The organism is Pseudomonas oryzihabitans, from assembly GCF_006384975.1.
GTDB lineage: Bacteria > Pseudomonadota > Gammaproteobacteria > Pseudomonadales > Pseudomonadaceae > Chryseomonas > Chryseomonas psychrotolerans_B.
In genome coordinates this window covers 4382655-4398293 of the sequence record NZ_CP021645.1, presented here as the reverse complement: position 1 = coordinate 4398293, position 15639 = coordinate 4382655, and the positions used below count along the sequence as shown (strand labels likewise).

The 15639-nt window shown below is 64.0% G+C and carries 10 protein-coding genes; 1 reads left to right on the top strand and 9 read right to left on the bottom strand.

Translation table 11 applies throughout. The annotated features are described in order from the left end of the window. Positions 1-24: 24 nt before the first annotated feature. The 9 genes from gltB to CCZ28_RS19715 form a co-directional block, all read right to left on the bottom strand. Positions 25-4473 carry a glutamate synthase large subunit gene (gene gltB, locus CCZ28_RS19755; RefSeq protein WP_140220510.1) on the bottom strand — a complete coding sequence of 1483 codons (4449 nt, stop codon included), beginning with the start codon at positions 4471-4473 and terminating at the stop codon, positions 25-27. A gap of 216 nt (positions 4474-4689) precedes the next feature. Then, positions 4690-6285, bottom strand: a complete 1596-nt coding sequence (locus tag CCZ28_RS19750) for an AAA family ATPase (RefSeq protein ID WP_140220509.1) — start codon at positions 6283-6285, stop codon at positions 4690-4692. Positions 6286-6303: 18 nt separating this feature from the next. Further along, entirely contained in the window at positions 6304-7398 is a 1095-nt protein-coding gene (aroB, locus tag CCZ28_RS19745) for a 3-dehydroquinate synthase (RefSeq protein WP_140220508.1), read from the bottom strand. A gap of 52 nt (positions 7399-7450) precedes the next feature. After that, a complete protein-coding gene (gene aroK / locus CCZ28_RS19740; protein WP_140220507.1) occupies positions 7451-7969 on the bottom strand; it encodes a shikimate kinase AroK in 519 nt (172 codons plus the stop codon). Positions 7970-7974: 5 nt separating this feature from the next. Beyond that, positions 7975-10197 carry a type IV pilus secretin PilQ gene (gene pilQ / locus CCZ28_RS19735; protein WP_167509262.1) on the bottom strand — a complete coding sequence of 741 codons (2223 nt, stop codon included), beginning with the start codon at positions 10195-10197 and terminating at the stop codon, positions 7975-7977. A 17-nt stretch (positions 10198-10214) separates the two neighbouring features. Next, on the bottom strand, positions 10215-10733 hold the full coding sequence (locus tag CCZ28_RS19730) for a pilus assembly protein PilP (protein ID WP_140220505.1): 519 nt from the start codon (positions 10731-10733) through the stop codon (positions 10215-10217). Further along, positions 10730-11380 (bottom strand): type 4a pilus biogenesis protein PilO, encoded by a 651-nt coding sequence (gene pilO, locus CCZ28_RS19725; protein WP_140220504.1) that lies wholly within the window; start codon positions 11378-11380, stop codon positions 10730-10732. The genes CCZ28_RS19730 and pilO overlap by 4 nt, the downstream gene beginning before the upstream one ends. After that, entirely contained in the window at positions 11377-11970 is a 594-nt protein-coding gene (locus tag CCZ28_RS19720) for a PilN domain-containing protein (protein WP_140220503.1), read from the bottom strand. Before CCZ28_RS19720 ends, pilO begins: the two co-directional genes overlap by 4 nt. Beyond that, a complete protein-coding gene (locus tag CCZ28_RS19715; RefSeq protein WP_140220502.1) occupies positions 11971-13035 on the bottom strand; it encodes a pilus assembly protein PilM in 1065 nt (354 codons plus the stop codon). A gap of 167 nt (positions 13036-13202) precedes the next feature. Between CCZ28_RS19715 and CCZ28_RS19710 the strand changes: the two genes are divergently transcribed. Beyond that, entirely contained in the window at positions 13203-15629 is a 2427-nt protein-coding gene (locus tag CCZ28_RS19710; RefSeq protein ID WP_140220501.1) for a penicillin-binding protein 1A, read from the top strand. Positions 15630-15639 lie beyond the last annotated feature (10 nt).

Genomic DNA, 15639 nt, shown 5'->3' with positions numbered 1-15639 from the left:
CCTCGGGAGCCGGTATCGAAGTCGTTATTCCGGACGGGCGCGGGTGCTGACCAGCAGCGAGGCCAGGCTTGCGGCCTTGGGCTTCACCAGCCAGAACTTGCGCAGGTAGTCGTCCAGGTTCTCATGGAGATGGCTGCCCCAGGCACTGCCGGTCTCGCGCACGTATTCGGCCAGTACCCCTTCCAGGTGGCTACGGTAGGCCTCCATGGCCTCGCTGTTGATGCGCTGGATTTCCACCAGTTCGTGGTTGACCCGATCGTAGAAACCGTTGTCCAGGTCCAGCACATAGGCGAAGCCGCCGGTCATGCCCGAGCCGAAGTTGTAGCCGGTCTTGCCCAGCACGCAAACGAAGCCGCCGGTCATGTACTCGCAGCAATGGTCGCCGGTGCCTTCCACCACGGTATGGGCCCCGGAGTTGCGCACCCCGAAACGCTCACCGGCGGTGCCGGCGGCGAACAGCTTGCCACCGGTGGCGCCGTAGAGGCAGGTGTTGCCGATGATCGCCGACTCCTGGCTCTTGAAGCCCGCGCCCTGGGGCGGGGTGATGACCAGCTTGCCGCCGGTCATGCCCTTGCCCACGTAGTCGTTGGCATCGCCTTCCAGATAGAGATGGAGACCGCCGGCGTTCCAGACGCCGAAGCTCTGGCCGGCAGTGCCCTTGAAGCGGAAGGTCACCGGCGCCTTGACCATGCCCTGGTTGCCGTGGCGCCGGGCGATCTCGCCGGAGACACGGGCGCCGATGGAGCGGTCGCAGTTGCCGATGCTCAGGCTGAACTCACCGCCCTCGAGCTGCTCGATGCTCGGCAGCGCCAGCCGCACCATTTCCTCGGCCAGCAGGCCCTGGTCGAACGGCGGGTTCTTTTCCACTTGGCAGAATTGCGGCTTCTCGGCCGGAATATGGTCGCTGCCCAGCAGCGGGGTCAGGTCCAGATGCTGTTGCTTGGCGGTCTCGCCCGGCAGGATCTCCAGCAGATCGGTACGGCCGATCAGCTCGCCCAGGCTGCGCACGCCCAGCTTGGCCAGCCACTCGCGGGTTTCCTCGGCGATGAAGGTGAAGAAATTCATCACCATTTCCACCGTGCCGATGAAGTGCTCCTTGCGCAGTCGGTCGTTCTGGGTGGCCACGCCGGTGGCGCAGTTGTTCAGGTGGCAGATGCGCAGGTACTTGCAGCCCAGGGCGATCATCGGCGCGGTGCCGAAGCCGAAGCTCTCGGCGCCGAGGATAGCCGCCTTGATCACGTCCAGGCCGGTCTTCAGGCCGCCGTCGGTCTGTACCCGCACCTTGCCGCGCAGGTCGTTGCCGCGCAGCGTTTGGTGCGCCTCGGCCAGGCCCAGTTCCCAGGGCGAGCCGGCGTACTTGATGGAGGTGACCGGCGAAGCACCGGTACCGCCGTCGTAGCCGGAGATGGTGATGAGGTCGGCATAGGCCTTGGCCACACCGGCGGCCACGGTGCCCACGCCAGGCTCGGACACCAGTTTGACCGACACCAGCGCCTTGGGGTTGACCTGCTTAAGGTCGAAGATCAGTTGGGCCAGGTCTTCGATGGAGTAGATGTCATGGTGCGGCGGCGGCGAGATCAGGGTCACGCCGGGCACCGCGTAGCGCAGCTTGGCGATCAGGCCATTGACCTTGCCGCCGGGCAGTTGGCCGCCCTCGCCCGGCTTGGCGCCCTGGGCCACCTTGATCTGCAGTACCTCGGCGTTGACCAGGTACTCGGGGGTGACGCCGAAGCGGCCGGTGGCCACCTGCTTGATCTTGGAGCTCTTGACGGTGCCGTAGCGCGCCGGGTCTTCGCCGCCCTCACCGGAGTTGGAGCGACCGCCCAGGCGGTTCATGGCCTCGGCCAGGGCCTCGTGGGCTTCCGGCGACAGGGCACCCAGGGAGATGCCGGCGGCATCGAAGCGGGTAAAGATGTTGGCCAGCGGCTCGACCTCTTCCAGCGCCAGGGGCTGGTCGCTGGTCTTGACCTTGAGCAGGTCGCGGATCATAGCTACCGGGCGCTGGTCCACCAGCGCGGTGTATTCGCGGAACTTGGCGTAGTCGCCCTGTTGCACGGCCGCCTGCAGCAGATTGACCACGTCCGGGTTGTAGGCGTGGTACTCGCCGCCATAGACGAACTTGAGCAGGCCACCCGGCTGGATCGGCTTGCGGTTGTTCCAGGCTTCCCCGGCCAACAGCTTCTGCTCGGCCTCCAGATCGACGAAGCGCGCACCCTTGATGCGGCTGGTGACGCCAGGGAAGCAGAGGTCGGTAACCTCGTCCGCCAGGCCCACGGCCTCGAACAGCTGGGCGCCGCGGTAGGAGGCGACGGTGGAGATGCCCATCTTGGAGATCACCTTGAGCAGGCCCTTGGTGATGCCCTTACGGTAGTACTTGAACACCTCGTAGAGATCGCCCAGCACCTCGCCGGTGCGGATCAGGTCGCCCAGCACCTCGTAGGCCAGGAACGGATAGACCGCGGTGGCGCCAAAGCCCAGCAGCACGGCGAAGTGGTGCGGATCGCGGGCGGTGGCGGTCTCCACCAGGATGTTGCTGCTGGTGCGCAGGCCCAGGTTGACCAGGTGGTGATGCACGGCGCCGGTGGCCAGCACCGCATGCACCGGCAGCTTGCCCGGCTCGATATGGCGGTCGGTCAGCACCAGCAGCACCTTGCCGGCGCGCACGGCTTCCTCGGCCTGCTCGACGATGTTGCGCAGCGCCGCCTCGAGCCCCAGGGACTCGGGGTAGTTGAGGTCGATCTTCACATGCTCGAAGCCGGGCTTGGGCATGTTGAGGATAGTCCGCCACTTGGCCGGCGAGATCACCGGGCTGCTCAGGATGGCGCGATCGGCGTGCTCGGCGGTTTCCTCGAAGACGTTGCGCTCGGCACCCAGGCAGGTCTCCAGGGACATGACGATGGACTCGCGCAGCGGGTCGATCGGCGGGTTGGTGACCTGGGCGAATTGCTGACGGAAATAGTCGTAAGGCGAACGGATGCGCCGCGACAACACCGCCATGGGGGTGTCGTCACCCATGGAGCCCACGGCTTCCTGGCCCTGCTCGCCCAGCGGGCGCAAGACCTGGTCACGCTCCTCGAAGGTGACCTGGAACATCTTCATGTACTGGCGCAGTTGATCCTGGTCGTAGAAGGCCGAGCCGTGATCGTTGTCGTCCAGGGTCGCCTGGATGCGCATGGCGTTCTTGCGCAGCCACTGCTTGTAGGGGTGGCGCGCCTTGAGGCGGTTGTCGATGTCGTCGGTCTGCAGCACCTCGCCGGTCTCGGTGTCCACCGCGAGGATCTGGCCCGGGCCGACCCGACCCTTGGCGATGACGTCGTCGGGCTGGTAGTTCCAGACGCCGACTTCCGAGGCCAGGGTGATGTAGCCGTTCTTGGTGGTCACCCAGCGCGCCGGGCGCAGGCCGTTGCGGTCGAGCAGGCAGACCGCGTAGCGACCTTCGGTCAGCACCACGCCGGCCGGACCGTCCCAGGGCTCCATGTGCATGGAGTTGAATTCGTAGAAGGCGCGCAGATCGGCGTCCATGGTCTCGACGTTCTGCCAGGCCGGCGGAATGATCATGCGCACGGCGCGGAACAGGTCCATGCCGCCGGTCACCAGCAGCTCCAGCATGTTGTCCATGCTGGAGGAATCGGAACCGACGCGGTTGACCAGCGGACCGAGCTGGTCGAGGTCCGGGATCAGTTCGTTGACGAACTTGGTCCGCCGCGCCTGGGCCCAGTTGCGGTTGCCGGTGATGGTGTTGATCTCGCCGTTGTGGGCGAGGTAGCGGAAGGGCTGCGCCAGCGGCCACTTCGGCAGGGTGTTGGTGGAGAAGCGCTGGTGGAACACGCAGATGGCGGTGGCCAGGCGCGGATCGCCGAGGTCCGGATAGAAGGCGGCGAGATCCGCCGGCATCATCAAGCCTTTATAGACGATGACCCGGGAGGACAGGCTGCAGATGTAATGCTCGCTGTCCTCGGCATTGCGCACCGAGGAACGGCGGCGAGCGGAGAACAGCTTGACGGCGAATTGCTGGTCGTCCAGGCCGGGGCCGGCGACGAATACCTGCTCGATGCGCGGCAGGCGCGCCAGGGCCAGTTCACCCAGCACGGAGGTGTCTATGGGCACCTTGCGCCAACCCACCAGGGTCAGGCCGGCGGCCTCGATCTCCAGGTCCATGTTGGCGCGGGCCTGCTCGGCGCGGGCTTCGTCCTGGTTGAAGAACACCACACCGGCAGCGTACTGCTCGGGCAGCTCGGCACCGAACTGCTCCTGGGCGATGGCCCGCAGGAAGGCATCCGGTTTCTGCATGAGTAGACCGCAACCGTCGCCGGTCTTGCCGTCGGCGTTGATACCGCCCCGGTGGGTCATGCAGGTCAGGGCTTCGATGGCCGTTTCCAGCAGGTCATGGCTGGGCTCGCCCTGCATATGGGCGATCAGGCCGAAGCCGCAGTTGTCCTTGAAGCTATCGGGATTGAACAGGCCTGCTTTCATAGCGCTCTCACCGGCAATCAGGTTATTGCGAAGGCATCACAAAACTGTACGTTTATTTGAACTTTTTTCGGACAGTCAAAGGCTGACCAGTGTATCGAAAAAATCGTTTGCGACAAATACCGATGACACCTGATGAAAATTCGATGACGCAAAACAGAAAGCCCCGGCGCCACTCTCGTGATAGCGCCGGGGCTTTCTTTTCCTGCCAGACAACAATCAGCGGCTGGTAGCTATGTCCTGCTGAATGCTGGCGAAGGTCCGCGGCCAGGGCTTGCTGGCCTGTACCTTGGCCGGCAGTCGCTTTACCGCCGCCTCGGCCGCTGCGCGGTTGGCGAAGTCGCCGTAGGTCACCACGTACAGGGGTTTGCCCTGGTGGATCTTCTTGAAGTAGTGGAACTCGCCACTGTCGGCCTGCCCGGCGATGAAGGCTTGAGCGGCCTTCTCCGTGCTGGTCCCCACTACCTGCAACGCATACTTGCTACCGGACTGGGTACCGTACCAACCAGCCCCCCCTGCAGCATGAGTGGGGGCTGCAGCCGGTGCCGGCTTGGCCGGAGCCGGAGCTGGCGTCGCAGCGGGTGCCGTATGCCGGGTGGTGGGTGCCGCGACGGCGGGTGCGCTGGGCGCCGGAGCCCGGGACGGCGTGCGGCTGGGTAGTTCGTCTTCGTCACTGATGGGCGGTGCCTCGGACGTGACGGTCGGAGGCACACCACCTGCGCCCGCGTCATTACCCGTGGCCGTACCGGCCTGGCGCCCACCCGCCGCTTCGGCGAGCGGTTCGCGGATCACCGGTTGCGACTCCCCTACCAACGGCAAGGGCAACGGCTTGGAAGAACCGTCGAACTGAATGGGGGCGCTCTGGGCATCCTTGCCAGTAGCAGCGGCGTTCTGACCACTCATGGGTAGATCCTGACCACTGGCGGTGGTGGCCGGCGCTTCGCTCTTGCCACCCTTGAGCGACAGGGCGGCAGCGCCTACGGCCAGCACCACGACGCCGAGGATGACCAGGTGCTTGCGCGGCAGGGCCGCCAGCAGATTGCGCGAGGCTTTCGCCGGAGCGGCCGCCTTCTTGCGGCGGGCGCTCATGCCCGCCACCAGCACGTCGCGCGCTTCTTCGTTGAGACGCCCGGGCCAACCTTCGGAGCGCTCATGAATGGTCGCGAGCTGCTCGTCGGTGAAAATCTCCAGGCCCTGACCGGCACCTTCCAGACGCTGGGCCAGATACTCCTCGGCCTCGCTTTCGCTGTAGGGCAGCAATTCGATGGCGTGGTAGCGCTCTTCGCCCTGGGCGATGTCTTCGAGCCGCATGACCACTTCCGCCTCTCCGAACAGGAAGACGTGCAGGCGCTCCCGCTCGGCGCCACCGGCCAACTCCAGCAGGGCCTCCAGGGCGGGAGTCGCCAACGCCTCGGCGTCATCGACCAGGATGTAGACCTCCTGACCGGCCAGGCGCACCTCTGCCGCCTGTTCGAGGATGGCGGCGGGCGTCTGGCTACTCGCCCCTACGCCTTTGGCGACCTGCGCCAGCACGGTACGGGCGTCGCCGCCGTTCTGCGCGGAAATCACCACGCAATGCACGGCTTCCTTCTTGGTGCTGGCCGCCAGCGCCTGGCGCAGCAGCGTCTTGCCACTGCCCTCGGGGCCGGTGACCACCAGCAGCAGCTGACTGTAACGCGCCAGGTGGTGCAGTTGGCCCAGGACCGGCTTGCGTTGCGCCGGGAAGAACTTGAAACCGGGAACGCGCGGGGCGAAGGGATCGTGGGTGAACTGGTAGTGACCGAGAAAGGCTTCATCGGCGTGCAGATTGGACATGGGACTCTCTTGCTCTCCTTACTGGGCGGTCAGCGCTTGGTAATCGGTACGCAGCGTCTGCTCGAGAATGTCGCGGGCGAAGTCGGCGGTGACCACGGCCTGGCCCAGGTCACTGAGCAATACCAGCCGGAGTTGTCCGTCCAGGACCTTCTTGTCCACCGCCATGAGGCGTTCGAAATCAGCCGGCAGCATATCCGCCGGCGGCACCACGGGCAGCTTGGCCCGCAGCAGTAGCCGTATCGCGCGATCACGCTGCTCCGGGCTCAGCCAGCCGAGCAGCAGGGACATCTGCAACGCCATCACCATCCCGGCGGAAACGGCTTCGCCGTGTAGCCAGACACCATAACCCTGGTGGGTTTCGATGGCATGGCCGAAGGTATGGCCCAGGTTGAGAATGGCGCGCAGCCCAGACTCCCGCTCGTCGCTACCCACTACCTGGGCCTTGGCCGCACAGGAGCGTTCGATTGCCTCGGTGAGCGCCAGCTGATCCAACGCCAGCAGCGCCTCGACGTGCTCCTCGAGCCAACCGAGGAAGGGTTCGTCACAGATCAGGCCGTATTTGATGACCTCGGCCAGCCCGGCCGACAACTCGCGGGGCGGCAGACTGGCGAGGCTGTCGGTATCTATCACCACGGCCTGCGGTTGATAGAAGGCGCCGATCATGTTCTTGCCGAGGGGATGGTTGATGCCGGTCTTGCCGCCGACCGAGGAATCCACCTGGGACAGCAGCGTGGTCGGCACCTGGATGAAGTCCACCCCGCGCTGATAGCAGGCCGCGGCAAAACCAGCCATGTCGCCGATCACTCCGCCGCCCAAGGCGATCAGGGTGGTCTTGCGATCATGGCGGTCCTGCAACAGACCGTCGAAGATCAGTTGCAGGGTTTCCCAATTCTTGTGCGCCTCGCCATCGGGCAGCACGATGGCGCTGATGGAGCGGTCGCCCAGGGTCTTGATCAGGCGCTCCAGATAGAGCGGCGCGATGGTTTCGTTGGTGACGATGGCCACCTTGCGCCCGGCGAGATGGGGCAGGAAGCATTCCGGCCGATCCAGAAGGCCCTGACCGATGTAGATCGGGTAGCTGCGCTCACCGAGCTCGACGTGAAGAGTCCGCATGCCGTCACCTTGATTCAAAGGGCGCCTAGCATAGCGCAGAACGCCCAAGGCTTTAATGCGGCGCCAGGGCTTTCAGACGGTCGAGTATCTGCAGCACCACCAGCCGCGGTGGCCGCTCGTCGGTTTCGACGATGATGTCAGCGATCTCGCGATACAGAGGATCACGCATGGTCATGAGTGTGCGCAGCACCGCGGCCGGATCCGCTGTCTGCAACAGCGGCCGATTGCGATCCCGGGCGGTCCGTTCGATCTGCTGCTCGATGGAGGCATGCAGATAGATGACCCGTCCGCCGCGCTTGAGCGCCCGGCGGTTGTCTTCGCGCAGCACGGCACCGCCTCCGGTCGCCATGACCAGGCCGTTCTCGGCGCACAGCTCGGCTATCGCGGCGCGCTCACGCTCGCGAAAGCCTTGCTCGCCTTCCATATCGAAGATCCAGGGAATAGCGGCACCGGTGCGTTCTTCGATTACCTTGTCGGAATCCTTGAACGGCAGCCGCAATTCCTTTGCCAGGAGCCGACCGATGGTGCTCTTGCCCGAGCCCATCGGTCCTACGAGAAACAGATTACGCACTTATGTCATCGACCAACCGCTATCGCCTGGTTGTTCATGATACGCGGCGTGAGGAAGATCAGCAGCTCCACTTTGCTGTCGGTGACAGCATCACGGCGGAACAGGCGACCTATATAGGGAATATCGCCCAGCATCGGTACCTTGGTAGTAGATCGAGTCTGAGTATTAGAGAATACCCCACCCAGTACGATGGTCTCGCCATCGCTCACCAGCACCTTGGCATTCACTTCGTTCTTGCTGATCGGCGGCACGCCATTCAGGGCGTTCTGGTAGTCAGGCGCATCCTTGTTGACCTTGACCTCCATGATGATGCGGTTGTCCGGCGTGATCTGCGGCGTGACTTCCAGCGACAGCGCCGCCTGCTTGAAGCTGGTGCTGGTGGCGCCACTGGAGCTGGCTTCCTGATAGGGAATCTCGGTACCGCGCAGGATCTTGGCGGTCTCCTTGTCCGAGGTGACGACCTTGGGCTGGGAGATGATCTCGCCGTTACCGCTCGCCTGGAGGGCGGATAGCTGCAGGTCCAGCATCTTGCCACCGACCATGAAGCCGACACCGATGCCCGAAGTGCTGCCGCTGACACCCATGTCGACGAAGGGCGTCGGCGCCACGCCACTGGTCGCGGTGTAGTTGCCGATGGTGGTGGTGCCCGGGAGGTAGACCTTGCCCGTGGTCGAATCAACCGTAGTGGCACCATCCTTACCGTAAACGGCGAAGTTACCTGAGGTAGCTGCACCTCCCCAACGAACCCCCAACTGCTTGCTGTAGTCGACGTTGGCTTCCACCAGACGCGCCTCGATCATCACCTGGCGCACCGGGATATCCAGTTGCGAGACGATACGGCGCAGCTCGTCCAGGCGATTCTGGGTCTGGTAGGCGATGATGCTGTTGGTCCGCTCGTCCACCGAGATTGACCCGCGCTCGTCGGCGGTCTTGTCGGCACTGGTCACCGACTGGAACAGCTTGGCGATGTCGGCGGCCTTGGCGTAATTGACCTGGATCAGGTCACGCCGCAGCGGAGCCAGTTGCTGGATCTGCTTTTGCGACTCCAGCTCCTGACGTTCGCGAGCGGCGATCTCGTCGGCCGGCGCCACCAGCAGCACGTTGCCGATCTGGCGCTTGTCGAGGCCCTTGGTCTTGAGGATCAGATCCAGCGCCTGGTCCCAGGGTACGTTTTGCAGGCGCAGGGTAATGTTGCCCTGTACGGTGTCACTCGCCACCAGGTTGAGGTTGGTGAAATCGGCGATCAGCTGCAGTACCGAGCGGACATCGATGTCTTGGAAATTCAGCGACAGCTTTTCACCGGTGTAGGTGAAACGATCAGCCGCGCGCTTTTCCTTTTCTTCGGTGGTAAGCGGTTTGACGCTCAAGGTCAGCCGATTGTTGGTCTGGTAGGCCAGGTAGTCGTAGGTGCCGGTCGGCTCGATGACGATGGTCGCACCGCCGTTGTCGGCCGAGGCATTGACGAACTGCACCGGCGTGGCGAAGTCCTTGACGTCCAGCCGTACGCGCAACTCTTCGGGCAGCTGGGTACCGGCGAAGGCCAGGCGGATCTTGCCGCCCAGCTCCTGGATATCGGGATTGATGCCGGTCTCGCTCAGGTCGATGACCACGTTGCCCTCGCCCTGGGGGCCACGCTGGAAGTCGATGTGGCGGATCGCCTTGCCGCGCAATTGCGGACGAGCCGCGGTCATGGCCGCCACGGTCGAGGCAGCCGGGGTAGGTGGCAGGGTCGTCCGCGCCGCGTTAGCGGACATGACGTTCGTCGCGCTCACGGTAGCGGGCGCTGGGGAACGCGGTAAATCCGGCGTCAAGCTGGCCTGGGCATTGGTCACCTGACGAGCTACCGACCCACCAATGGTGACGAACAGGTTACGCCCATCGACGCGGGTGCTGTAATCGGCCAGGGAGGTGAGATTGATGATCAGCCGGGTACGATTGCCCGCCTCGACCACGGTCACGCTGCGGGCATTACCATTGCCCAGCTCGCGGCTCTTGGTGCCCAGCTTGTTGGCCACCCCCGGCAGGTCCAGCGCAATCCGCGCCGGTTGCTCGATGGTATAGCCCTTGGGCGCGGCAACCGGCTGATCGAAGGTCAGCTTGAGTTCGACGCGATCGCCAGGCAAGGAAGCGACGTTCAAGGATTGCAGATCCGCGGCCATGGCTTGGCCGGCCAGACTGCTCAGCAGCATGGCCAAGCCCAGCCCCAGTCGCGCGATAGTAGTGTTCACAGTGCTCGCCCTGCCCATTAAGTCTTTTCCTTCAAGGTGATGGTGCGCGGCCGTTCCAGCCAGCCACCCTCGCCATCCGGGACGATTTCGATCACGTCGATCTCACCGTCGGTGATCTTGGTAATGCGGCCGTCGTTACGCCCCAGGTAATCCCCCACCTTGACGCGATGCACGCCGCCCGCGCCGCTGACCAGCGCGTAGCGCCCCTCGGCGTTGGCCAAGGTGCCGACCATATTGAAGGTTTCGATGTTGAAGCCTTCGAGGAATTGCTTGGGCCGATTCACGTCCGGCTTGATATTGCCATTTCCCCGCTGTCGCGCTGTGGGATCGATCCGCACCGGCGCCTGGAAGGGGCTGCGCAGCGCGGCTGCGGCATAGGTGAAAGGTTCGTAGGCCCGGAACTGCGGCAGCGGTTCGATGGAACCGCGCGGCTTGGCGCGCGTCTCGTCCATGAAGGCCTGCAGATCGCTGGTATCACCGGACCCGCAACCGGTCAGTACAGTGGTCAGGAGGCAAAACAGCAGGGGCTTTCTCATTTGCCGAGCCCCTTGTCGTTGTAGCGGTAGGTCTTGGCCAGCACGTTCATGCGCAGCTTGCCACCGACACCGGACACCGAACCGCCATTCCCGGTCTTGTCGTCCACCGGCTTGAGGTCGAAGTCGTGCAGGGTGACGATCCGCGGCAGGCTGGAGACGCTGCTGACGAAGGTCGCCAGGTCATGATAGCTGCCCACCACGGTGATCTGGATCGGCAGCTCCACATAGAACTGCTGCGTCACTTCCGGCAGCAGCTTGATCTGCTCGAACTCCAGCCCACTGCCGAGCCCGGTGCGGGTGATGTCTTCGAGCAGCGCCGGCACCTCGGTATCGCCCGGCAACTGCCGCAGCAACGCACCGAAGGATTCCTCCATTTCCACCATCTGCTGCTTGTAGGCGTCCAGATTGGCCGCCTGGAAGGCTTTGCTGGAATATTGCTGCTTGAGGGTTTCTTCCTGGGATCTTTGACTTTCCAGTTGCGCCTCCATGTCGCTGAGGTGGAACTGGTAGCCAAGCAGCAGTACCACCAGCACGATCAACAGGCAGGCGATAACCTTGACCGGCTTGGGCCAGGAGCCCAGGTTCTCAAGGCTGAGTTCGTTGATGTCGATCTTGCGCAGACTGGCCAGGGAATCGGCGAGACTCATGGCTTGTCTCCCGTGGCGACCGGTGCAGGTGTGGCCGTGGGCGCACCGGGCTGGGTCTGTTTGACGGTGAGCTGGAAGGTATTGGCCTGATCCACGGCACCGGCCGTAGTCGCCTTCACCTCGATCAGCGTAGGCGACGCGAACCAATCCGAGGCATCCAGATTACGCATCAGATTGGAGACCCGATTGTTGGATTCCGCCTCGCCGCTGATCGACAGGGTGTCGCCGAGCATCTTCACTTCGCGGAAATAGACGCCATCCGGCAATGTTCGCACCAGTTGATCGAAGACATGACCGATGACCGGCCGGTTGCCCTGCAGGTCCTGGATGATCTTCATGCGCGCCAGCAGCTGTTGCCGCCGGGTCTTGAGTTCGCTGATTTCCTTGATGCGCACGTCCAATTGGGCGATGTTCTGCTGGATAAAGGCGTTGCGCGCCTCCTGACGAGCGATTTCCCCGGACAGGTACTGGTCCCCCAGGAACACGGCGCCGCACGACAACACGAAGATACCGCCCAGGATCACCAGGAACTGCTTGCGTCGTTCTTCGCGCAGCTGTTCCCGCCAGGGCAAGAGGTTGATGCGGGCCATCTAGTCGAAACTCCTCATGGCCAGGCCGCAGGCAATCATCAACGCCGGGGCGTCGCCGGCCAGGGCTGCCGCATTGACCTTGCTGCTGACGGCCATGTCCGCGAAGGGATTGGCCAGGACCGTCGGGGTGCCGATTTTCTGTTGAATCAAACGGTCCAGTCCGGAAATTGACGCTGTACCTCCGGCAAGCAAGATGTAGTCCACATCGTTGTACTGACCGGCGGCGAAAAAGAACTGCAGCGAACGGGCGACCTGCTGGACCACGGCCTCGCGGAAGGGGCTCAAAACCTCGCTTTGGTAATCGTCCGGCAGACCGCCCTGCTTCTTGGCGAGCCCAGCCTCTTCCACCGAGAGGCCATAGCGACGCTGGATCTCTTCGGTGAGCTGGCGACCGCCGAACAACTGCTCGCGGGTATAGATGGTCCTGCCGTTATGCAGCACGCTCAGGGTGGTCATGGTGGCACCGATGTCGACCACCGCCACGGTCAGGTCGTCCACGTGCCCGCCCAGCTGATTGGCGAGCAACTGATAGGCGCGCTCCAGCGCATAGGCCTCGACGTCGACCACCTTGGCCGATACCCCGGCCAGTGCCAGCGCCGCCTCACGGACCTCGACGTTTTCCTTTCGGCAGGCGGCCAGCAGCACCTCGACGCGCTCGGCGTTACGCGGCGACGGACCCTGCACTTCGAAATCGATGGCGACCTCATCGAGGGGATAGGGAATGTATTGGTCAGCCTCGAGCTTGATCTGGTTTTCCAGCTCGTCGTCGGACAGGCCGGCGTCCATCTCGATGGTCTTGGCGATCACCGCCGAACCGGACACCGCCACGGCGGCGCTGCGCGCGGAAGTACGCGCCTTGACCAGCACCCGGCCGATGGCCAGCCCGACACCTTCGAGTTCGGCGATGTTCTTCTCGACCACGGCATTGGCCGGCAGAGGCTCGACCGCATAGGCTTCCACCCGATAGCGCCCGCCTGCACGGCTCAACTCGATGAGCTTGACCGATGTCGAACTGACGTCGATACCCAGCAGCGTATTCGCCTTCTTTCTGAATAGCCCTAGCACATCAGCTCCCTATGAGCGACGGTGGTTTTCCGCGGACGGGCATTAGATAACAGACTTGACACCCGAGCAAATAGCGGCCAACCGCCAAACGCGCCTATAATGGCGACGCCGTGTAGGCTGACCGTCACCTGTCGCCTTTTCCCTCTTTCCATTCGAAAAGTCTCTTGATGCGTGTTCTGAAATTTTTCTGGTGGTCGTTGGTCGCCCTGATTTGCAGCCTGTTACTGGGCCTGAGCGGCACCTTCCTCTACCTCAGCCCCAGCCTGCCCTCCATCGATGCCCTGCGTAACGTGCAACTGCAGATCCCGCTGCGGGTGTACAGCTCGGATGGCAAACTCATCGCCGAATTTGGCGAAATGCGCCGCTCGCCGCTGCGTTTCAATGAAATCCCCCCTGACTTCATCCATGCCCTGCTCTCCGCCGAGGATGACAACTTCGCCAATCACTATGGCGTGGACCTGAAAAGCCTGGCGCGCGCCCTGAGCCAACTGGTCACCACCGGACATATACAAACCGGCGGCAGCACCATCACCATGCAGGTCGCCAAGAACTACTTCCTCACCAGCGAACGCAGTTTCTCGCGCAAATTCACCGAGATCCTGCTCGCCCTGCAAATAGAGCGCCACCTGACCAAGGACGAGATCCTCGAGCTCTACGTCAACAAGATCTACCTGGGCAACCGGGCCTACGGCATCGAGGCCGCCGCCCAGGTGTACTACGGCAAGTCCATCAAGGACTTGAGCATAGCCCAGATGGCGATGATCGCCGGCCTGCCCAAGGCGCCTTCGCGCTACAACCCGGTGGCCAACCCCGAGCGCAGCCTGGAAAGACGCAACTGGATTCTCGAGCGCATGCTCAAGCTCGGCTATATCAACCAGGCTACCTATCAGGAGAGCGTCAAGGAGCCCCTGGAGGCCTACCATCACGTGGCCGTGCCGGAGCTCAACGCACCTTACATCGCCGAGATGGCCCGCGCCGAGATGGTCGGCCGTTATGGCAGCGACGCCTATACCGACGGCTACCAGGTCTACACCACCGTCGACAGCCACCTGCAGACGGACGCCTTCGAAGCGGTACGTGACGGCCTGACCGACTACGACCAGCGCCACGGCTATCGCGGCCCGGAAGCCCGCTTCCCCGGCCGCAGCCGCAGCGACTGGCTCGCCGAGTTGCAGAAGCAGCGCACGGTCGGCGGCCAGGACCCGGCCATCGTCACCCAGGTGGAGAAGAGCGGCATCCTGGTCCTGACCCGCGATGGCAAGGAAGAAGCCGTGCCCTGGGACAGCATGAAGTGGGCCCGCCCCTATCTCAGCGCCAACAGCATGGGCCCGCGTCCCAATGGACCGGCGGACGTGGTCAAGGTCGGCGACCTGATCCGCGTCGAGCGGCAGGACGATGGCAGTCTGAAGTTCTCGCAGATCCCCAAAGCCCAGAGCGCCCTGGTCTCCCTGGATCCGCAGGACGGCGCCATCCGCGCCCTGGTCGGCGGTTTCTCCTTCGAACAGAGCAATTACAACCGCGCCACCCAGGCACGCCGCCAGCCGGGCTCCAGCTTCAAGCCGTTCATCTACAGTGCGGCGCTGGAAAAGGGCTTCACCGCGGCCAGCCTGGTCAACGACGCCCCCATCGTGTTCATGGACGAGAATCCGGACGAAGCCTGGCGACCGAAGAACGACAACAACACCTTCCTCGGCCCCATCAGCCTGCGCGAGGCGCTCTATCGCTCGCGCAACCTGGTGTCGATCCGGGTGCTGCAGGCCATCGGCATCGACTATGCGCTGGACTACGTCAGCCGCTTCGGCTTCGAGCGCGATCAGTTGCCACGCAATCTGTCGCTGGCACTGGGCACACCGGGCCTGACGCCCCTGGAAGTGGCCACCGGCTGGTCGGCGTTCGCCAACGAAGGCTACAAGGTCACGCCCTATGTGGTGGACCACGTGGTCGATCGCGACGGCAAGGTGGTCTATCGCGCCAATCCGCCGCGGGTACCACAACAGGCCGAAGCCAAGCCCAACGCTGGCGTCGAGGTCTCGGCCGCGCCGACCACCGATGGCATCAATGCCGATCCGGCCAATCCCGCGCCGGTGTTCGCACCCCAGATCATCGACCCGCGCAATGCCTACATCATGAACAGCATGCTGCAGGACGTGATCAAGCGCGGCACCGGCCGCAAGGCACTGGAGCTGGGCCGGACCGACCTGGCCGGCAAGACCGGTACCACCAACGAATCCAAGGACACCTGGTTCTCCGGCTACAACGGCGACTACGTGACCACCGTCTGGGCCGGCTTCGACCAGCCGGAGACCCTGGGCCGCCAGGAATTCGGTGGCACCGTGGCCCTGCCGATCTGGATGAAGTACATGGGCGCTGCGCTCAAGGGCAAACCGGCGCATCAGCTCAAGGAACCGGACGGCATCGTCTCGGTACGGATCGATCCGGTCACCGGACGCGCCGCACCACCCGGCACGCCGAACGCCTACTTTGAACTGTTCAAGAGCGAGGACACCCCGCCGAGCCTGGACGAACTGCCCCGTGGCACTGCCCCGGGCACGCCGTTGCCCTCGAGTGAGACGGCGCCGATGGATCTCTTCTGAGAGGCTGCCC